The organism is Pseudomonas sp. VS40, assembly GCF_018587885.1.
Classification (GTDB): Bacteria; Pseudomonadota; Gammaproteobacteria; order Pseudomonadales; family Pseudomonadaceae; genus Aquipseudomonas; species Aquipseudomonas pergaminensis.
In genome coordinates, this window is sequence record NZ_JAGYWD010000001.1 from 956,098 (window position 1) to 975,944 (window position 19,847).

19 protein-coding genes, 1 tRNA gene and 1 pseudogene are annotated in these 19,847 nt (G+C 62.0%); 7 read left to right on the forward strand and 14 right to left on the reverse strand.

Going from position 1 to position 19,847, the window contains the following annotated elements:
- Positions 1 to 7: 7 nt before the first annotated feature.
- Together pfkB and ptsP are read right to left on the reverse strand one after the other, a co-directional pair.
- Positions 8 to 928, reverse strand: coding sequence for a 1-phosphofructokinase (gene pfkB / locus KHP07_RS04325; RefSeq protein WP_099494023.1), 921 nt, complete (start codon positions 926 to 928; stop codon positions 8 to 10).
- Complete coding sequence (gene ptsP / locus KHP07_RS04330) at positions 929 to 3,787, reverse strand: phosphoenolpyruvate--protein phosphotransferase (protein WP_214496643.1); 2,859 nt, start codon at positions 3,785 to 3,787, stop codon at positions 929 to 931.
- Between the two features lie 293 nt (positions 3,788 to 4,080).
- Here ptsP and cra point away from each other — a divergent pair, with 293 nt between their 5' ends.
- Together cra and KHP07_RS04340 are read left to right on the forward strand one after the other, a co-directional pair.
- Positions 4,081 to 5,076, forward strand: coding sequence for a catabolite repressor/activator (cra, locus tag KHP07_RS04335; RefSeq protein WP_078046836.1), 996 nt, complete (start codon positions 4,081 to 4,083; stop codon positions 5,074 to 5,076).
- 2 nt (positions 5,077 to 5,078) lie between these two features.
- On the forward strand, positions 5,079 to 5,858 hold the full coding sequence (locus KHP07_RS04340; RefSeq protein WP_078046835.1) for a TatD family hydrolase: 780 nt from the start codon (positions 5,079 to 5,081) through the stop codon (positions 5,856 to 5,858).
- Here the strand turns inward: KHP07_RS04340 and KHP07_RS04345 are convergent.
- The 6 genes and pseudogenes from KHP07_RS04345 to KHP07_RS04365 all read right to left on the reverse strand — a co-directional run bounded on the left by KHP07_RS04345 (position 5,802) and on the right by KHP07_RS04365 (position 12,236).
- Complete coding sequence (locus tag KHP07_RS04345; RefSeq protein ID WP_078046834.1) at positions 5,802 to 6,233, reverse strand: hypothetical protein; 432 nt, start codon at positions 6,231 to 6,233, stop codon at positions 5,802 to 5,804. The genes KHP07_RS04340 and KHP07_RS04345 overlap by 57 nt on opposite strands.
- A gap of 126 nt (positions 6,234 to 6,359) precedes the next feature.
- Positions 6,360 to 7,289, reverse strand: coding sequence for a methyl-accepting chemotaxis protein (locus KHP07_RS29795; protein WP_371857067.1), 930 nt, complete (start codon positions 7,287 to 7,289; stop codon positions 6,360 to 6,362).
- Positions 7,266 to 8,357: pseudogene (locus tag KHP07_RS29800) on the reverse strand (methyl-accepting chemotaxis protein); the annotation flags it as partial. The gene KHP07_RS29795 and the pseudogene KHP07_RS29800, both read right to left, overlap by 24 nt.
- Positions 8,358 to 8,627: 270 nt before the next feature.
- A complete protein-coding gene (ampE, locus tag KHP07_RS04355; RefSeq protein WP_214496645.1) occupies positions 8,628 to 9,464 on the reverse strand; it encodes a regulatory signaling modulator protein AmpE in 837 nt (278 codons plus the stop codon).
- Positions 9,461 to 10,024: a 1,6-anhydro-N-acetylmuramyl-L-alanine amidase AmpD gene (gene ampD / locus KHP07_RS04360; protein ID WP_078046831.1), complete on the reverse strand. Its 564-nt coding sequence runs from the start codon at positions 10,022 to 10,024 to the stop codon at positions 9,461 to 9,463. Before ampD ends, ampE begins: the two co-directional genes overlap by 4 nt.
- Before the next feature lie 61 nt (positions 10,025 to 10,085).
- A complete protein-coding gene (locus KHP07_RS04365) occupies positions 10,086 to 12,236 on the reverse strand; it encodes a DUF1631 domain-containing protein (RefSeq protein ID WP_214496646.1) in 2,151 nt (716 codons plus the stop codon).
- A gap of 191 nt (positions 12,237 to 12,427) precedes the next feature.
- Between KHP07_RS04365 and nadC the strand changes: the two genes are divergently transcribed.
- Positions 12,428 to 13,276, forward strand: a complete 849-nt coding sequence (gene nadC / locus KHP07_RS04370) for a carboxylating nicotinate-nucleotide diphosphorylase (RefSeq protein ID WP_214496647.1) — start codon at positions 12,428 to 12,430, stop codon at positions 13,274 to 13,276.
- Positions 13,277 to 13,319: 43 nt separating this feature from the next.
- On the opposite strand, the gene KHP07_RS04375 is transcribed toward nadC, so the two are convergent.
- The 4 genes from KHP07_RS04375 to KHP07_RS04390 form a co-directional block, all read right to left on the reverse strand.
- Entirely contained in the window at positions 13,320 to 13,625 is a 306-nt protein-coding gene (locus KHP07_RS04375) for a DUF6388 family protein (RefSeq protein ID WP_078046828.1), read from the reverse strand.
- A 160-nt stretch (positions 13,626 to 13,785) separates the two neighbouring features.
- A tRNA-Thr gene (locus tag KHP07_RS04380) sits at positions 13,786 to 13,858 on the reverse strand.
- 48 nt (positions 13,859 to 13,906) lie between these two features.
- On the reverse strand, positions 13,907 to 15,307 hold the full coding sequence (locus KHP07_RS04385) for an O-antigen ligase family protein (RefSeq protein WP_214496648.1): 1,401 nt from the start codon (positions 15,305 to 15,307) through the stop codon (positions 13,907 to 13,909).
- Between the two features lie 35 nt (positions 15,308 to 15,342).
- Positions 15,343 to 15,756, reverse strand: coding sequence for a pilin (locus tag KHP07_RS04390; RefSeq protein ID WP_078050867.1), 414 nt, complete (start codon positions 15,754 to 15,756; stop codon positions 15,343 to 15,345).
- A 202-nt stretch (positions 15,757 to 15,958) separates the two neighbouring features.
- On the opposite strand from KHP07_RS04390, the gene KHP07_RS04395 reads away from it, so the two are divergent.
- Genes KHP07_RS04395 through yacG form a run of 4 tightly spaced genes read left to right on the forward strand, consistent with a single transcriptional unit; the run spans position 15,959 to position 18,847 of the window.
- On the forward strand, positions 15,959 to 17,167 hold the full coding sequence (locus tag KHP07_RS04395) for a type II secretion system F family protein (RefSeq protein WP_214496649.1): 1,209 nt from the start codon (positions 15,959 to 15,961) through the stop codon (positions 17,165 to 17,167).
- Entirely contained in the window at positions 17,164 to 18,030 is an 867-nt protein-coding gene (locus KHP07_RS04400) for a prepilin peptidase (RefSeq protein ID WP_214496650.1), read from the forward strand. Before KHP07_RS04395 ends, KHP07_RS04400 begins: the two co-directional genes overlap by 4 nt.
- A complete protein-coding gene (gene coaE, locus KHP07_RS04405; RefSeq protein WP_078046824.1) occupies positions 18,027 to 18,650 on the forward strand; it encodes a dephospho-CoA kinase in 624 nt (207 codons plus the stop codon). The genes KHP07_RS04400 and coaE overlap by 4 nt, the downstream gene beginning before the upstream one ends.
- Positions 18,647 to 18,847 (forward strand): DNA gyrase inhibitor YacG, encoded by a 201-nt coding sequence (gene yacG / locus KHP07_RS04410; protein WP_003188437.1) that lies wholly within the window; start codon positions 18,647 to 18,649, stop codon positions 18,845 to 18,847. The genes coaE and yacG overlap by 4 nt, the downstream gene beginning before the upstream one ends.
- On the opposite strand, the gene KHP07_RS04415 is transcribed toward yacG, so the two are convergent.
- Both KHP07_RS04415 and KHP07_RS04420 read right to left on the reverse strand, forming a co-directional pair.
- Positions 18,844 to 19,059, reverse strand: a complete 216-nt coding sequence (locus KHP07_RS04415) for a hypothetical protein (RefSeq protein ID WP_003171680.1) — start codon at positions 19,057 to 19,059, stop codon at positions 18,844 to 18,846. The two genes, yacG and KHP07_RS04415, sit on opposite strands and share 4 nt — an antisense overlap.
- Positions 19,060 to 19,135: 76 nt before the next feature.
- Positions 19,136 to 19,825 carry an energy-coupling factor ABC transporter permease gene (locus KHP07_RS04420; protein ID WP_214496651.1) on the reverse strand — a complete coding sequence of 230 codons (690 nt, stop codon included), beginning with the start codon at positions 19,823 to 19,825 and terminating at the stop codon, positions 19,136 to 19,138.
- Positions 19,826 to 19,847 lie beyond the last annotated feature (22 nt).

Sequence of the window (19,847 nt, forward strand, 5' to 3'; positions counted from 1 at the left end):
AACCCTCTTATTGTTCTGTCAGCGTGCGCACTTGGACGCCGCTTTCGAGGCGCGCCAACTGCGCGTGATCGCTGATGCCGAAACCGATCTGCGTCACCGCCATCGCGGCAATTGCCGTGGCTCGGCGCAAGGTTTGCTCCGGGGTATCACCCGTGAGCAGACCGTGGAGCATCCCGGCCAGTAGCGAGTCGCCGGCGCCGACGGTGCTGGCGACCGCGACCTTGGGCGGTGTGGCGTGCAGCGATGCGCCTGGGCTGTACCAGCTCACGCCGGCGGCGCCGTCGGAAACCACCACGTGTTCCACACCTTGTTGATGCAACTGGCTGATGGCATCCGGGGCATTACCCAGCGCATCGGCCAGTTCTTCGGTATTGGGTTTGACCAGCCACGGGCCGGCTTTCAAACCGGCGCGCAGCGCTTCGCCGCTGGTGTCCAGGGCGACTTTCAAGCCCAGGCCCTTGATTTTCTCCAGCAAACCCTGGAACCACTGAGGGCTGATACCACGCGGCAAGCTGCCAGCCACCACCACCGCATCGAATTCAGGGCCGACGATGGCGATGAGTTTGAGCAGTGCGTTCTGCGCCTCTTCACTCACCAACGGCCCAGGCGCATTGATGTCGGTGACCCGGCCATCCTGCTCGGCAATCTTGATATTGCTGCGTGTTTCGCCCGGCACGCGAATGAACGCATTGCCAAATCCACGGAGGGCAATCAGCGCGTCGAACGCCTGGGGGTTTTCTTCACCGAGAAACCCGCCCACGCTCACCTGATGGCCCAGATCGGCCAGCACCTGCGCCACATTCACACCCTTGCCGGCGGCATGGGTCAGCAGGGTTTCGCTGCGATTGACTTCACCCGGTTCCAGGCGCGCCAGGCGTACCGTCAGGTCCAACGCCGGGTTCAGCGTCAGGGTCAGAATCCTTGCCATCTACACGGCCTCCACTAGGGCACGCACTTCGGCGGGCGAGCCCACCGCCAGTGCTTGTTGCGCCAGGCCCTGGGCCTCGCTCAGACTGAATTCGCGTACACGCGCCTTCACTTCGGGAATGCTGCGAGCCGACACACTCAGCTCATCAACGCCCAGGCCGATCAGCACCGGCACGGCCAACGGGTCCGCTGCCAGCTCGCCGCACACGCCGACCCATTTGCCATGGGCATGGGCGGCGCGCACGGTGATGTCGATCAGTTGCAACACCGCCGGGTGCAGGCCATCGGCCTGGGCCGACAGGGTCGGGTGACCACGGTCGATGGCCAGGGTGTACTGGGTCAGGTCGTTGGTGCCGACACTGAAAAAGTCGACTTCCTTGGCCAAGACCGGCGCGAGCAATGCCGCCGACGGCACCTCGATCATGATGCCCAGTTGCAGGTCCGCCACCGGGATTTCCAGGCGCAGACGCTCGGTCATGTCGCGGGCGGCACGCCATTCGTCAACACTGCCGACCATGGGAAACATGATGCGCAGCGGGCGATTATCCGCCGAACGCAGCAGCGCCCGCAGTTGCGCTTCCATGATCTGTGGGCGCTGCAAGGTGAGACGAATGCCGCGCACACCAAGGAATGGGTTTTCCTCTTGGGCGATCGGCCAGTACGGCAGCGGTTTGTCGCCGCCCACATCGAGCGTGCGCACCACCAGCGGACGACCGGCGAGGCCATCGAGGACGCGACGGTATTCGGCTTCCTGGGTGGCCTCGTCCGGCGCTTGCGGGTGGGCCATGAAAATCAGTTCGGTGCGCAGCAAGCCAATGCCTTCGGCGCCCTGCTCCACCGCGCTGGCCACGCCTGCGCTTTCGCCGATATTGGCAAACACTTCCACGGCGTGACCGTCGCGGGTCAGCGCCGGTTCATGGCGTTGCGCCGAGGCAGCTTGCAGGCGCTGTTCGCGGGTGTCGCGCTCGACCGTGGCGCGTTGCAGCGTGGCGGTGTCGGCGTCCACATGCAGGCGGCCGCGCTGGCCGTCGAGCAACAACGGCGTACCGGAAGCCAACAGCAACACCGCCGGGCCGGCGCCGACCAATGCAGGGATACCAAGGGCGCGGGCGACAATGGCGCTATGGGCCGTCGCGCCGCCACGGGCGGTAAGGATGCCGGCGACGCGCGCCGGATCAAGCCGCGCAACGTCGGACGGGCCGACTTCGTCCATCACCAGAATGTAGGGTTCGCTCGGCTCCTGGGCGGTTTCAACCCCGCACAGTTGCGCCAGCACGCGACGGCCGATATCCCGCAGGTCGGCGGCACGCTCGGCGAGCAGGGCGTCTTGCAGCGACTCCTGCTGCTTGGCGGCCGCTTCGATCACACTCATCCACGCCGCTTCAGCGCTTTCGCCTTGCTTGAGACGGGTGTCGACTTCGTCGGTGAGTTCCGGGTCGTCGAGCATTTCCTGGTGGGTGATGAAAATCTCGCGGATCGCCTTGGATTGGCTGCGCTCGATCAGGCCCTGGATGTCGCGGCGCACCTCGGCCAGGGCGCTGTGCAGGCGCTGGCGCTCGATGGCCGAGGACTCGCCGCGCAGCGGGTAATCGAAGGTTTGCTGAACCTGAATATGCGCAGGGCCGATGGCGATGCCTGGCGCGGCGGCGATGGCCTGGATCTGGCTGCCGGCCAATGGCGCGCTGATCACCGGTTCGATATCGAGGGCTTCGGGCTGAGCGCTCAGGGTCGGCAGTGGCTCGACGTCTTCGCCGAGGCCTTCTTCCACCGCCGCCAACAGCGCGGGCAGTGCGTCGCCAGCAATGCTCGGCTCGGCGACAAATTCCAGCACCTGGCCGCGCCGCGCGCCGAGGCTCAGCAGCTTGCTCAGGCTTTTCACCGACACCGCGCCTACCGGGCCATCGACGATGCGCACGCGGATATCGCCATCAAAACTTTTCGCCAACTGCGCGAGGATCTTCGCCGGCCGCGCATGCAGACCGTGGGCGTTGGCCAGGGTGATGCGTACGCTGGGCCAATCGGGCGGCAGTTCGCCGCCGAGCACTTCGAGCACGGCGCGGCTGCTGGTGGCGCGGCCAAGTTCCTGGCCGCGCCCTTCGATCAGCAAGGCGCACAAGCGTTCGAGCAGGGTCTGGTGGGCTTCACCAAGGCTGGCCAGGCAGAACAGGCCATGGAGCGGTTGGCCGAGGTAGCGCATGGGTTTGTCCGGGGTAACAAACGCCAGGCCCGGGCGCTTGACGGTCTGCTCGCTGTGCAGCCACCACAGGCCGTCACCGAGGGGCAGCGCATCCACCTGCTGCAACACGGCGGCGAAACCATTGCTCACACAATCGGCCTGACGCAACAGGCGTGCGCCGCGCCATACCAGTTCTTCAAAGTCGTCGGCGGACACGCCCAGGCTGATCATCTGCGCATCCAGCGCTAGTTCCTGCGGTGCGCCCTGCAACAGTTTCAGCAAGGCTTCGGCGGTGCCGGCGCGGCGCAGTGCCTGGCCCAGGTCGGTTTCGCCAAGGGCGCGGGTGAGCAGTTGCAACAGGCGCAGGTGCTCGTCGGACTTGGCCGCAATGCCGATGGCCAGGTACACGATCTGGCCGTCGCCCCAGTCCACCCCTTCGGGGAACTGCAGCAGGCGCACACCGGTGGAAAACACCTGGTCGCGGGTTTCGGGGGTGCCGTGGGGGATGGCAATACCTTGGCCGAGAAAGGTCGAGCCTTGGGCTTCACGGGCTTGCAAACCGCTGAGATAACCCTCGGCGACCAGGCCGTCGGCCACCAGTTTGTCAGCGAGCAGGTGCAAGGCAGCAGATTTGTCCACAGCCACCTGGCCCATGGAAATCTGCTCTACAGTGAGCTCAAGCATGCCGTTCTCCTAGTTAGTGCAAGGGCGCACTAGGTATTGTTTTAAACAAACAGTGTAAGGGGTGTTCACGATTAACTGACTGAGCAGTCAATTGGCAGTAGCCACTCAGTCGCGAACGTCTTAAAAATACGCTGGCTGAAACGTTTAATCTAGAATTTATGGAAGACTACGCGTTAATTGCGCCTCATTGAAGAACCACTCGGCACTTGAGCTGAGACATTGGTCGGGTGCTGGAATCGGTTACGATTGGACAAAATGTCGGGGCAAGCTTCAGAAAACAAGGAAATCCCGGTTTGAAACTCAGTGATATCGCACGTCTCGCCGGTGTGTCCGTGACCACCGCCAGCTACGTCATCAATGGCAAGGCCGAACAGCAACGCATCAGCAACGCCACCGTTGAACGGGTGCGTGCTGTGGTCGAAGCCCATGGCTTTACCCCAAACCCACAGGCCGCCGGGCTGCGCAGTCGGCACACGCGCACCTTGGGCTTTATCCTGCCGGACCTGGAAAACCCCAGTTACGCACGCATCGCCAAGCTCCTGGAGCAAGGCGCACGGGCGCGCGGCTACCAACTGCTGATCGCCAGCTCCGACGACGACGCCGACAGCGAGCGCCAATTGCTGCAACTGTTTCGCGCCCGCCGTTGTGATGCGCTGTTTGTCGCCAGTTGCCTGCCGGCCAGCGATGACAGTTACCGCGAGCTACAAGCCAAGGGCCTGCCGGTGATTGCCATCGACCGGGTGATGGGCTCGGACCAGTTTTGCTCGGTGGTCAGCGACGACCGCCAGGCCTGCCAGCAACTGACCAGCAGCCTGTTGCAACCGTTGCCCAAGCAGATCGTGCTGATCGGCGCACGGCCCGAGCTGAGCATCAGTCAGGAACGTGCCGCGGGTTTCCGTGAGGCCCTCGAAGGGTTCACCGGCGAAGTGATCATCGAACATGCTGAAGCCTTCAGCCGCGACTGTGGCCGACAGTTGATGGAGCAACTTCTGCAACAACTGGGGCATTTGCCTGACGCGCTGGTGACCACTTCCTACGTGCTGCTGCAAGGCGTGTTCGATGCCTTGCATGACTTCCCGCTCAAATCACGACCGCTGCGCCTGGGCACCTTTGGTGATACGCAGTTGCTGGATTTCCTGCCGCTGCCGGTCAATGCCATGGCCCAGCAGCACCAGTTGATCGCCGATACCGCCCTGCGCCTGGCGCTGGCCGCGATCGAAGAAGAACAGTATCAACCCGGCGTGCATGCCATCGGTCGAACCTTCAAGCAGCGTATTCACGAGGCGTGAGCGTGGAGCTGATCGACACCCACACCCACCTGGACTTCCCGGATTTCGACAGCGACCGCCGGGACGTCCTCGCAAACAGCCGCACACTGGGCGTGCGGCGCATGGTGGTGTTGGGCGTGTATCAGCAGAATTGGCAGCGCCTGTGGGACCTGGTGCAGGCAGACGAAGGTTTGTTCGCTGCCTTTGGCCTGCACCCGGTGTACCTCGATGAGCATCGCCCCGCCGACCTCACGGAATTGGGCGACTGGTTGACGCGCCTGCATGGCCACCGACAACTGTGCGCGGTCGGCGAGATCGGCCTGGATTACTTCCTCGAACAACTGGACCGCGACCGCCAGCAAAGCCTGTTTGAAGCCCAACTCAAGCTGGCGGTCGACTTCCAATTACCAGCGTTGCTGCATGTACGTCGCAGCCACGCCGCAGTGATCGCCACCCTCAAGCGCATCCGTGTGCCGCGTGGCGGCATCATCCATGCGTTTGCCGGTAGCCGCGAAGAAGCCCGTGAGTACATCAAGCTCGGTTTCAAGCTGGGCTTGGGCGGCGCCGCCACTTGGCCCCAGGCCCTGCGCATGCACAAGGTGCTAGCGCAACTGCCGCTCGACGCGGTGGTGCTGGAAACCGACTCACCCGATATGGCGCCCGCCATGTACCCGGGTCAACGCAACAGCCCGGAACACCTGCCGGACATTTGCGCTGCCCTCGCCGAGCGCATGGGCACCCACGCTCTATTGCTGGCTGAGGCGAGCACACGCAATGCGTGCGAGCTGTTCAATTGGCAGTGACGGCGTAGCCAGTTGCAGGTCCAGGGTTATGCGCTGGCGATACCGGGCGTATCGCAACACCAGGAAATGCACCAGCACCACCACCAGCGAAATGTTGAACTGGCCGATCACACTGATCAGCCCTACCCACTCGGTCACCAATGCCACGATCAGCACCATGCAGGTCAGCACTACCATGCTCGGCTGTACCAGCGCCCAATGGTCCAGGGACCTGAACTGGCGCAACTGCCGAGGACAGTTCAACTGGAGTATCCACTGGCAATACGGGCAATCGAATGGCTCCTCAATGGCGATGGCATTCACTTGCCAAGGCTTGAGATTGAAGGTGATGTCGCAATGAGCGCAGTGCCCCTTGATGCCGATTACAGCGTTCATCGCTGTGCCTCCTCTAAGCGTGAAATCGAGTGAAACAATTTTCACCCATTCAGGGACCCAGAAAAGAGACGCCGCGAAATCAGGACGGGCACCACGCCAGCAAACGATAAATCCTACAACTAGATCTCACACGCGAAACGCACCGATCAATTGCTTCAACTCGATCACCTGCATCGACAACTGCCGGCTCGCTGCCTCGGTCTGATGCGCACCTTCGGCGGCATGTTCGCCGGCACGATTGATTGCAACGATGTTCTGGTCAATGTCGTGGGCGACAGCGGTCTGTTGCTCCACGGCAGCGGCAATCTGCTGGTTCTGGTCGACGATCATTCCTACGGCGCCGAGGATATTTTCCAGGGCCTGCTGGACCTTTTCCGACTGACCCACGGTGCCATTGGCCATTTCATGACTACTGCCCATGGCCTTGACTGCCGCTGCCACGCCGCCGTGCAAGCGGCTGATCATCTGTTCGATTTCTTCTGTGGAGTGCTGGGTGCGCCGGGCCAGGGTGCGCACCTCATCGGCCACCACCGCAAACCCCCGCCCCTGCTCACCGGCCCGCGCCGCCTCGATGGCGGCGTTGAGCGCCAGCAAGTTGGTTTGCTCGGCGATGCTTTTGATCACCTCCAACACACTGCTGATGGACTGGCTGTCGGTGGCCAACTGGTTGATCACCCGCACCGACTGATCGATCTCCGAGGCCAGCCGCGCAATGCTGCCCTGCTGGGACTGCACCAGGCCACGGCCGCTGACGGTTTCATCGTTGACACTGTGGGCACTGCTGACGGCAGCCGCCGCGCTGCGGGCAACCTCCTGGGCAGTCGACGACATCTGGTTCATGGCCGTCGCCACCTGCTCGATCTGGGTGCGCTGGCCCGACACCGCCTGGTTGCTCCGGGCCGAGACCGTTTCGACCTGCCCAGCCTGCAACTCGACTTGGCTGACGGTATGCCCGACGCGCTCGATCAGGTCATGGATCTTCGCCACGGTGCCGTTGAACACCTGGCCCAGGTCACCCAGCTCGTCGCGGCTATGGGCAACAAAGGTGACGGTCATGTCGCCGGCCGCCACTTTGTCCATCATCGCGCCCAGGCGGCGCAGCGTGGTGCGCGTGGAGGCGTAGAACCCGGCGTACAGATAGAAGATCAGCAAGAACACCGCTGTCAGGGCCGAGACCAGCACCACCATGTGCGTACGATGCTGCGCCAAGCGTTGCTCCAGCTGCTGGCCGAGGAACGTCAGAGTGGCGTCATCGAGCTGGTAAGTCTGGGCCATCAACCGGCTGACGCTGTCGTAGAAACCCTGCCACGGCGCGTCAAGGGTTTCGGCCATCACCACCTGCTCCTCAAACAACTCGCTGCCCTGCTTGAGGCTGGCGTTGCTGGCCTTGGCCAGGCTGTCGAGCGCTGTGTGAGCAGCGTTGCTGGAGCCCAGCGCATCCTGCAACTTCAGGCCATATTCGGCCTGGAGTTTTTCCAACTGCTGCAACAGTTCGTCAAAACGTGTGCTGGACGACGAATTGAGAAAGCCCTGCCCCAGGGAATACGCGCCCATCGCCCGGCCTTCGCCAAGGGTCTGGGTGACGTGCGGCGTGACACTGGTGATCAGTTCGCTGAGCTGTCGCAGGTCGCTCTGGGGGTCGCGGCTCAAGCCGGATTGGCTGGCAATGATCTGGCTGAGCATCTGCGCCTTGTTGAGCAACTTGCCGATCAGCGCACTTTTGCTCAGCAGCGACGTTTCCTGTTGCTGAGCCTTGAAAGCAGCGATCAACTCGTCGCGCTTGGCGTCAAAAGCAGCGATTTGCTCGGGCTCGGTGGCCATGGCGTCGAGGCCTTGCAGGCGGTTCAGCACGCTTTGTTCCAGGGCACTGATCTTGGCCTCAAGGTCGCCGGCCTTGCCGGACTGGCCGAGGGTGGCATTGATCTGCACTTGGTTATTGAGCGTTTCCAGGTCGCGACGCAGGGCCAGGCTGCTGCCGAGCAAGTCGAGGCTTTGCAGTTCTACGCGCGTGCCCTGGAATTCACGCCATGAATCACGCACCAGGTAATAGTTGGTCGCGAGCATGGGCAGCAGGAATAACACGCTGATCAAGCTGAACTTCATGCCGAAGCTCAGGCGATTCATCAGCGCGACGGCGGGATAGAGCAAGCTCTTCACAGGTGAACTCCCTTTCTTTTATTTTTATTGAGGCGCAGGGCGGCAGTTAGCCAGCATCTGTATAGCTCAATTCGACAGGGAGTTTTGTAACTTAAGGTTAACGACAGGAAGGGCGCGGCAAAAACAAATGTGGGAGCGGGCTTGCTCGCGAATGCAGTGTGTCAGTCAAAGACTCATCGACTGATATACCGCATTCGCGAGCAAGCCCGCTCCCACATTTTTTGACCTGGTTCGCAGTCAGGGCAGCACGGTCCAGATCGCAAACCCGGCATACCACAGCACCGCCGCGCGCAGCAGCAGCTCCCAGAGCCGGTCGAGGCTATTGATGCCGTCGGGGCCTACCGCCGGCGGCGGGATTTCGGCGGCAACCAGGCCGACTTTCTCCACCAACTCGGCGGCACTGATGTCCCAACTCAACAGTTCATGCAGCATCACACGACCAACCGCGACGAAGTTGCCCACCAAGGCAAAGCTGGCCGCCAGCAAGCGTACCGGCAGCCAGTCAAACGCGTGGCGCAATTGGCCCGCACGCTCGGCCACCAGTGGGTTCTTGCTGTGTTCACTGGCCAGTGCGAGCAGGCGATAAGCCAGCGCGGCAACCGGGCCCAGCAGGAAGTACCAGAAAATCACTGCGAAAAAGCTCTGGTAGGCCTGCCACAACAAATGACCCTGCACGCGCTCCAGCAATTGCTCGCCACTTTCGGCGCTCAGGCTCAGGTCACGTTCGGAAACATGTTCGGCGGCCTGCAGGTCGCCCCGCCGCCAGGCATCCCGAAATGGACCGAGCCCGGCGAGCAGGTCACCGCGGCCCAGGCTGTAGATGACGATCAACAGGTGCACCGGCAGCGCCAGCAATCCGTAAGCCACCGGCTCCAGCACCAGCAGCAACAACGCCAGCAAGGCCACCGGCAACAACACCAGCAGGGTCAGAATCAGCCAAGGCTGCTTGCCCATGCGCGGGCTCGATTCCAGCTTGGCCAGTTCGCGCAGCCAACCGCCATCACGTTGCAAACGCTGGCGCAGGGCCGAGAACTTCTCGATCCATACGGCCAGCACCAACACCAGGAAACTCATCGTGCTTGTCCTCCATGCTGCAGGGCGCTGCGAAAGCGCGCCCAATCAAAAGCGGGGCCAGGATCGGTCTTGCGTCCCGGCGCGATATCGCTGTGACCACAAATGCGCTGGGGCGTGATACCTGGGTAAGCCGCCAGCAGTTGGCGGGTCAGATCGGTCAGGGACGCATATTGGGCATCCGTGAACGGCTGATCATCCGTGCCCTCCAGCTCTACCCCCAGGGAAAAGTCATTGCAGGTGTCCCGCCCCTCGAACTGCGAGATCCCGGCATGCCAGGCCCGATCAAGACAGGACACAAACTGCGTCACCGCGCCATCGCGTTCAATCAGAAAATGCGCAGACACCCGTAGGTCGGCAATCCCTTCAAAGTAGGGATGCTCCGTGACATCCAGGCGATTCTGGAAAAATTCCTGCACTTTGCCCGTGGCAAACTGCGCCGGTGGCAGGCTGATGTTATGCACCACCAACAGTGAGATTTCGCCTGCGGGGCGCTCGTTGAAGTTGGGCGAAGGGCAATGGCGGATGCCCTCGCACCAACCGCTGGCGGGGTCCAACTGCATACAGGTTCCTTGAACGAGACAAAGTGTGACCAGTATGCCGCGTTAGACCCTCCGGTTGCGATCACTTGCCGCGATTGAGTTGACGCAGCTCGCCCACCACCGCGGCCAGCGCGCGCTCGAACAGCGGTCCGTCATCCAGGGTATGCAGCGCACCACGCTTGAACGCCAAAGCCAGTTGGCCGGCGCTCTTCTCCAAGACTTTGAGCCCCGTGCGACTGGTGAACACATAGGCATTGGCCGGCGCCATGATCGCCGTCAGCTTGCACCGCAGCGTATGGGCGTCGCCTTCCTGGAAGACCACCCAACTGCCCACCTTGAGTTGATGAGCCTTGAGCAGGTCGGGGTCGTTGTCCGGCAGGTCGATGATGGCGTCCGGTGACGCCGCGCTCAGTACAAACGGCTCGCGCACCTCGCCCCACTCATCGACGCCTTCAGGTGCCTGGACATGCAGGGCCTGCAAGCGCACAAAGAATTCGCGCGTGCTGAAGGGGTCGAACGCGGCGCTGGTCAGACCGTCGCGCAACGCCTTGAGCAGGCCCGGCAGTTGCTCCAGCAAATGGCGCCCGGCCTCGGTGTCTTGCTGCAGACCCACACTCCAGATCAACTCATCCATGGTGCGCAGCGCCGCCTGCCACTGCACAGACTGCTCGCCGTGCTTGAGACTGGCCAGCAACAGCACCTGGCTCCAGGCTTGCTGCAGGAACTGCACGACCGGACGTGGCAGGACCTTGCCCAGCAATCGCTTATTCATGACATCCGCCACACGCTGGCGAACAACTTCGGTGCGCACGCGCCCGGCTTCGGCATCTCGGGTGTGTTGTTCAAGCAACTCACTGCGACGCCGCTCATCGGCGGTAAACGCGCTGAACTCGGCGAGCAACTGGGAAAAAATCGCCGGGTCTTCGACAAACTCGTTGAGCAGGCGCTGCACGACCTGCTCGATGCGCAGGTAGAGGTGGTCGCGCTGGTAGTCTTCGCTGGGGCCGCTGCCCAGGGCAGCGGCCGCGATTTCGTTGAGCAGGCGCCGCGCCGGGTGGCTGGCGTGACTGAAAAAGCTCTTGTCCAGCAACGCCACTTTGAGCATTGGGATCTGCAGGCGACCGATCAAGGCCTTGAAGGCATCCGGCACGGCGCGGTCGTTAAGAATGAACTCGAACAGCAGCGCGACCAGATTGATCACGTCTTCGTCCGCGCCTTCCACCACCCGCGACTTGCCACTCTTGACGCTGAGGCGGGTGAGCAACTGTTCAAGCTGGCTACGCAGGTCGAAGTCGTCTTCGGCCTCGGGCTCCGGCACGTACTGCTGCAAGTGAGAGAGCAGGCGCAGCAGGTCACGGGTGGAAATGGGCAAGGGCTCGGCGCTGGCCTCGAGCGTCGGCGCCACGCTGCCACGCACCGCCGTAAGCAGTTGTTGGAGCGCAGCGAACGCTTCCTGGCCATTTTCGTCGACGGGCAGGTCGGCAGCCGGCAAGCTTGCTGCTTGCGCATGTTCACGGTCCGCACGCCCTTCAGGGCGGCGCGACGGTATGGCCTTGAGTTCGGGTAATACGCCCGTTGCCACCAGCAGTTGATTGGCTTCGCCGTAGAGTTGGTCGGCATCGCTGAGCACGTATTTTTCAAACAGCTTGAGCATGATCAGTTTGACGCGGATCTCCACGCCCAGACTGCGCCCCGCCCGCAGGAAAAACTCACAGAGCAGCGCAGGTCCCAGGGGGTTCTCACGATCGTCCAGGCGGTTGCCGAGCAACACGCTCAAACGCGCCGTGAGTTGCGCCAGAGCCAGACCGTCGCGGTGCCGCACCCGGCCCAGCATGGCGTCCAGCGCCACGGCTTTTTCGAGGTCATCCTTGGATGAACCCGGTGCGGCCTCGTAGGACACCACCGGCACCAGCTGCAACTCGCCCCGCCCCGCATGGCCCAGGCTGGCGAAGGCTTCGAACAGACGCTCCATGAACACGCGTTCGAAATTCTTGCGCTTGAGGCGCAGGTCGCGCATGGCTTCAAAGAAAATATGGTGGTCCAGGTTGTTGCGCGCCTTGTCGGCCATCTCGAACAACGTGTCGTCAGCGTTATCGAACAGGTCCTGCAACCCTTGCTGCAACTGTTGCGCCGCTTTATCGCGGACCTGCAGCAACACCACCGGCAGTCGGGCGAGTGGCGATGGCGTGGCTTGTGCCCGATTGATTGGCACCACCTTTCCGTCATTGTGCATCCTGGCCTCCTGAAACGGCGGTACTGGTCTGAACGTCAAAGCTATGACGCCAATTGCAAGGCGCGAGATTATCTTGCAAATGAGGGGGGTTGCGCCAGCAAACTCTGGCATTGCGCGGTAAATGAGTGCCGAGCCTGGGTTCGAACGCACACTGCCCCTATAATCGGGACACTTTGTATGTGGAGCCTGTTATGCCGAATCTCCGTCTTGCCGACCTTACCGCCGAAATCGAAGCCAACGTGCGCCGCGCACTGCTGGAAGACATCGGCAGCGGCGACATCACTGCGCAGTTGATCCCCGCCGAGCGGCTGGCGACGGCCACCATCATTACCCGTGACGCTGCAGTGATCGCCGGCACAGCCTGGGTCGATGCCGTGTTTCGCCAATTGGACCCCAGGGTCGCCGTGCATTGGCAGGTGGCCGACGGTGAGCGCGTCACCCCTAACCAGGCGCTGTTCCACCTTGAAGGCCCGGCGCGCTCGCTGCTCAGCGGCGAACGCTGCGCGCTGAACTTCCTGCAGTTGCTGTCCGGAGTCGCTACCCGCGCCCAATTCCTGGCGGATTTTGTCGCCAGCACCCAGGTCAAGCTGCTGGATACCCGCAAGACGCTGCCGGGCCTGCGCCTGGCGCAGAAGTACGCGGTCACCTGCGGCGGCTGCCACAACCACCGAATCGGTCTTTACGACGCGTTCCTGATCAAGGAAAACCACATCGCTGCCTGTGGTGGCATTGCCCAGGCGATCACAGCCGCCCACAAGATCGCACCCGGCAAGCCGGTGGAAATCGAAGTGGAAAGCCTGGAGGAACTGCGCGAAGCCCTGGCGGCAGGCGCCGATATCATCATGCTCGACGAGCTGAGCCTGGAAGATATGCGTGAAGCCGTGCGCCTGAACGGCGGCAAGGCCAAGCTGGAAGCCAGCGGCGGGATCAATGAAAGCACCCTGCTGCCCATTGCCGAGACCGGGGTGGACTACATTTCGATCGGCGCGATGACCAAGGATGTGAAGGCGGTGGATTTGTCGATGCGGCTTAGCATCTAAGATGATTTGTAGGAGCCGGATTGCCGGCTCCTACAATGAGTGTTTAAACGACCAGGTCGTTCATCTCGCAATACTCTTCCCATTCGACACCCAGCACCTCGGCCGCCTCTTTGTGCAAGGCCAGCCGTGCTGCTTCGAATTCTTCCGGTGTCGAGGTGTACTTGAGGGTCAGCTCCCAGGGCTGATAGCCCTGGCTCTCGGCCTCGTCCTCGAATGCCCACTGGATCTGGTCGCGCTGATCATCGGCGCTCAGGTCCTTGATCTCTTCTCTGAGCTGCGGCGACTCCGCGAGGTATTTCTCGAGGGCTGCTTGATGCCGAACTTCCTGGGTCATTTCAGTCGTGGTCATGTTGTTCTCTTAGATCGAGGAATGGGGATGCATCTGGGTCATCAAGGTTGCGCAGATACAAAAGAGCAGGCTCACATGCCGGCTCGTCTGGCCTTCAGAACCATTCTGGGATCAACTGAAAACAGTGCCTTTGAAAACGGTGACGCCTTTGTTGCCTTTGTGCCCGAGACAGGAATCGAACCTGCGACCTTCGCGTTACGAGTGCGCTGCTCTACCGGCTGAGCTACACGGGCGGTGGGCTAAAGCTAGCACCGCATGGGGAGTCCGGCAACTTGCCGCCGTCACCGGGCAATCACACCCTGGGCCCAGAAGCGCGGTTGCAGCAAGTTGGCATGGCTGTCCAGGTACTGCTGCTGGGCTTGCTGGATATGCGGCACATCGCGCACGGCGATAAAAACCAGCAGACCAACGGCCAGTACACTAAGCGTTTTCCACGCGCCCCAGGCCAACGGCAGCTCAGCCGTCTCCGGGGTTTTCCACAGGTGCAACGCCATCAACCAACCCACCACCAGCGCCAGCCACACTTGAGAGTTGGGCATCACAATCACACCGTCGACCATGGACTGCACCAACGCACCGACGAGCGCTGCAAACAGGCACATTCGCAGCAAGTCCGCGGGTTCAGAGCACAGCGCACGCTCCCGCAATAGACCGAACGTGGCCCAACCACTCCGCCACGCCAGCACCGCAACGCACAACGTAGATGGCACACCCCATTCACTGGCCCATTGCAGGATGGCCTGGTGCGGGTGCGCGGCAGTTCTATTGGCGATATCGGCGAAATGCATCGGCCCAAAGCCCAGCCATGGCCGCTCGACGAGCATGTGCCAGGCCTGCCACCAGATCGGACCGCGCCCGGACAGGGAGGTGGTGAGACGATCACTGGCGCCATTGAGGATCTGGATCCCGAGGTAATCCGCCAGCACCGTAAACACCAGCCAATACAGCAATAGCCCGGCCAGCACTGCGGCCACTTGCCAACCCACCCAACGCCGGCCCCAAGGGCCCAGCAACGCCACTACCAGCGTCGCCGCGCCCATGCCCAGCCAGGTGCCGCGCGTGCCGCCACCAATCGCGATCAACCACCACACGCACAGCAATGCAAACACAGCGGCCCTGAGCGAGCGGGAAAGCGTCGGGATCAGTAAGGGAAGTGCCAGCAGCGGCAAGGTAAACGTCTGGAATTGACCATAGAATCGCTTGTTGGAAAAGCCGGACAGCAACAGGTCCGGGTCCAGGATTCGTTCGGCGCTGATGAACGCCAATGTGCCCGCATACACATATTGAATCGACTTGATCAGGCACAGCAGCACCACCAGCATGATCAAGTAGCGATCCAACGGCTCACCGCCCTGGCGACGCAACAAGGCAAACGCCACGGCAATTGCCCCGCCACTGACAAACAACGCCACCTCGGCAAACGCCCACAGCGGCTGGTGGGCCAGCACTGATGACACCAGGCCCAACCCGATAATCAGTCCCAGGCCCAGCGCCGTGGGGCGGTCCAGCAGCTGTTGCATGCGAGGGACCGACAGCCCATACAGCACCGCGCAAACCCCGACGGCAATCTGCATGCCCCGCTGCAAATCATGCCCGCTGAACGGCGCACAAATCCCGACGACCAGCAGGCATATCACTGCTACCAGAAAAACATTGCCGCGCTGCGGTACGGATAACGACATCGGCCACCTCATCTTCCCTGTGGATGGTTTAGCCGTCAGGCCCCGTCGGCGCCGCAGCCTTTAGCGACATATTTTGCGTCAGCGGTGGTGGTGCATTTCCAACCGGTGGTGGCATTGCGCGTCAGGCTGATGGTCTTGCCCAGCACCGGCGCCGGCGCGTCGAGTATTTCGCAACTAATGGCGCCCGCGCCCGTCGCAACATCCCCTGCTACATCGATCTTGCAGTTGGCCGTTGGGCTGGTGCCGCCGATCAATGCCAGGGTCGGTACAGTGCCCTGGTTGAGGGTGTCTTCGTACCCGGCCTTCAACGCGGTGATTTCAGCCAGGCCGGCAGTGAACTTGGCCTTGGCCTGGTGGGTGGTGTACATGGGCAGGCCGATGGTGGCCAAAATGCCGATGATTGCCACGACGATCAACAGCTCGATCAGGGTAAAACCTTTTTGACGAATCACATTCACTCTCCAGGATAGAACTCATGACAAGGCACGTCCTGCGCCCCGTGTTGTGCAGCGGCGCCAGTGTACTCATCCGCAGGCGGTCAATCGCGCACAAGACGCACATTCTGACATTTTATCCGCCACTGCCGGCCTGTCCGAATCCGTCACCTGACTACGCTATAAAGCTTCGACGACCTCTGTGCGGAACCATGACATGGACAACGCTTCAACGCTCTACGCCTGGGAAGGCACCAACCGCAAAGGACGCAGGGTGTCCGGGCAAACCACCGGGCACAACCCTGCCTTGGTGAAGGCCCAATTGCGCAAACAGGGCATCAGCCCAGGCCATGTGCGCCAGAAATCTCCAATGCTGCCGAGCCTGGCACCCTCGATAATGTCGACGGACATCACCCTGCTTACTCGCCAACTGGCCACCCTGCTGAAGGCCGGTATTCCTCTATTGCAGGCCTTCGATATCATCGGTGAGGGCTTCGACAACCGCGCCGTGCGTGAGCTTGTGCAAGGGTTGAAACAGGCGATCGCCGCCGGCACCAGCCTTGCCGAGGCGCTGCGCAAACAGCCTCGTTATTTCGACGCGCTGTACTGCAACCTGGTGGCCGCCGGCGAACAGGCCGGAGCACTTGAAACCCTGCTGGAGCGCGTGGCGATCCACCGGGAAAAGAGCGAGCAGCTAAAGGCCAGGATCAAAAAAGCCATGACCTATCCGGTCACCGTGCTGGTGGTCGCCAGCCTGGTCACTGGGGTGCTGTTGATCCACGTCGTGCCGCAGTTCCAGAATCTGTTTGCGGGGGTGGACGGCACGCTGCCCGGCTTCACCTTGCAGGTCATCGCCCTTTCCGAGTTCGTGCAGAAAGCGTGGTGGGTGCTGGCGCTGGGCGTTCTTGCGGGAAGCATGGGGCTGCGCCATGCCTATCGGACGCTCCCTGGATTGAGTCTGTGGTTGGACCGCTGTTTGTTGAAAGCGCCCCTGGCAGGCAAACTGCTGAGCAAATCCGCCGTGGCCCGCTTTGCCCGCACACTGTCCACCACGTTTGCCGCCGGCGTTCCGTTACTGCAGGCGCTGGACTCGGTGGCCGGTGCCGCCGGTTCCGGGCCATTCAGACAGGCAATCGAACATATGCGACGCGATGTAGCGACTGGCATGCCATTGAATCAATCCATGCTCGCCAGCGGCCTGTTCCCCGGCATGGCGATCCAGATGACGGCCATCGGCGAAGAGTCGGGCACGCTGGACCGCATGCTGGAAAAGGTTGCCAACCATTACGAGGGCGATGTGGACAACCTGGTCGATAACCTCACGCACCTCATGGAGCCCCTGATCATGGTGGTGCTGGGCGGCATTGTCGGCGCATTGGTGATCGCCATGTACCTGCCGGTCTTCCAGATGGGGAGCGCATTTTGAGCCAGCTATTGGCGGTACACCCCTGGGCTTTTGTTGCACTGGCGTCGGTGCTGGGGCTGATCGTCGGCAGTTTTCTCAACGTGCTGGTGTGGCGCCTGCCGAAGATGCTCGAACGGGAATGGCGCGCCCAGGCCCACGAAGTGCTCGGCTTGCCCGCTGAGCCTGCCAGCCCGACCTACACCCTGATGCAGCCTAATTCCTGCTGCCCACAGTGCAACCATCCGATACGCCCTTGGGAAAATATCCCACTGCTCAGCTACCTGTTTCTGCGAGGTCGCTGCGCCCATTGCCAGGGTGCGATCAGCGCCCGTTATCCGCTCACGGAACTGACGTGCGCGCTGATCTCGGCCTGGGTGGCCTGGCATTTCGGCTATGGCTGGCAGGCGGGCGCAGTGCTGGTATTGAGCTGGGGCTTGTTGGCGATGAGCCTGATCGACGCCGACCACCAACTGTTGCCGGATGTGCTGGTGATGCCGCTGTTATGGCTGGGGCTGATCATCAACAGCTTCGGCCTGCTGACGACACTGTCGGATGCCCTGTGGGGTGCGGTGATCGGCTACATGAGCCTGTGGAGCGTGTTCTGGCTGTTCAAGCTGGTCACTGGCAAGGACGGCATGGGCCATGGCGACTTCAAGCTGCTGGCCTTGCTCGGCGCCTGGGGTGGCTGGCAAATCCTGCCAATGACGCTGTTGATGTCGTCGCTGGTGGGGGTATTCGTGGGCTTGATCCTGATGCGCCTGCGCAAGTCCCAAGCGTCGGCACCGATGCCGTTTGGTCCGTATCTGGCGATTGCCGGCTGGATTGCATTGCTCTGGGGTGGTCAAATAACCGACTTCTATTTGCAGTCTGTCGGTTTCAGATGACCACTTCTGTTGCAACACCCTGGATTCTCGGCCTCACTGGCGGCATCGGCAGCGGTAAAAGTGCCGCAGCCCAGCACTTTATCGACCTGGGCATCGACCTGGTGGACGCCGATCACGCCGCCCGCTGGGTGGTCGAGCCTGGACGGCCGGCATTGGCACGTATCGCCGAGCACTTCGGTGCCGGCGTGCTGCAGCCGGACGGTCAACTGGACCGCGGCGCCTTGCGCAAGCTGATCTTTGAAGTACCCGAAGAGCGCCGCTGGCTCGAAGCCTTGCTGCACCCGTTGATTGGCGAGGAGATTCGCAGCCACCTGGCGCGCGCGAAGTCGCCCTACGCGATATTGGTGTCGCCGCTGCTGATCGAGTCCGGCCAGTACAGCATGACCCAGCGCATCCTGGTGATCGACGTGCCGCAATCGCTGCAGATTCAGCGTACCCTGCAGCGCGACGGCATCAACGAGCAACAGGTGCAGGCGATCCTCAAGGCCCAGTCCAGCCGCGAAGACCGCCTGAACCATGCCGATGACGTGCTGGTCAATGACCAGGACCTTGCCTGGCTGCACAGCGAGGTCGAGCGACTGCACCACTTTTACCTTACTTTGCGTGGAGGCCGATCATGAGCCAACCCTTGACCGTCGACTGCCCAACCTGCGGTGCACCCGTGGAATGGAAAGCGACCAACCTCAACCGGCCGTTCTGCTCGGACCGCTGCAAGCTCATCGACCTGGGCGCCTGGGCCGCTGAGGAACACAAAATCCCCGTGGCCCCGGATGCCGAAGACGAGCTGTTTTCCGAAGACCTGCCGCCGCGCCACTAAGGGCGCATAAAGGCGTATTCCTGCTGGTCGTCGAGGTTCTCTGCAAGGTATTGCAGCTCGTCGGCCAGGTCTTCAAAACTGCGCACACCCTTGCTCTGTTGCACCACCGCACTGAGCATCGCACGCAGGGTCAGGCCCGGGTCAAAACCGATTTCCTGTGCCGCGTCCTGGCTTCTGCGCAATTCCTGCCGTGCCCACTCGTACACACTCATGATCCGTGCTCCCCGCCTTGCCTGGAAAAATTTGACAGAGCATGGGCCTGCTCGGCCGGCCAGGATTTGATCTGGGTCAACGCTGTGAATCGTCGTCCTTCCAGGGTGCCGACAAGTAGCGCGTGCGGTTGAAAGTCTCCAGCCATTCCGGGCAAAACACCACCAGTGCGCTGATGACCATGCCGTTGATAAAGGCTTCGGGAAAGATGATCAGCCACAGGTAGCCGACAAAATCCTCCAGCCATTCCGGCATGGCGAAACGGCCGTCGAACCACAGCAGCCCCAGCCCAAATAGCAGGCACAGCAGCGCCGACAGCGCGGCAGCAAAAAACCCGGAACAGAAGATATACACAAAGGGATTGCGCGGTTGCGCGCGCTCGACCAGCAACGCGCAGGTTTCGGTGATCAGCACCGGCAACCCGATCAGCAACAGGCCGTTGACGCCCAGGGCTGCGAGGTCCTGGCGCCCCAGCGCCATCAAACCCAACTGGGCGACAAAGCCGCCGACAATTGCGAGGGGCCAATCCAGCAACAGGGTCACGGCAGTCATGCCGATGAAGTGGTAGGAAACACCTGTATCGAAATCCCGCCGTACCAGCCACAGCATGAACAACGCGAACACGGTGCCGAATAGCAGATGCTGACGCCGCCGGTCGGCAAACAGTTCGACCCAAGGTGAACGCAGGATCGCCCACACCACCACGGGCGCATACAGCAGCCACCCGATGCCCATTGTTGTCGGCGCCAACATGGCGGCACTGATCACGGCAGCACTCCCCAGGGTCGAA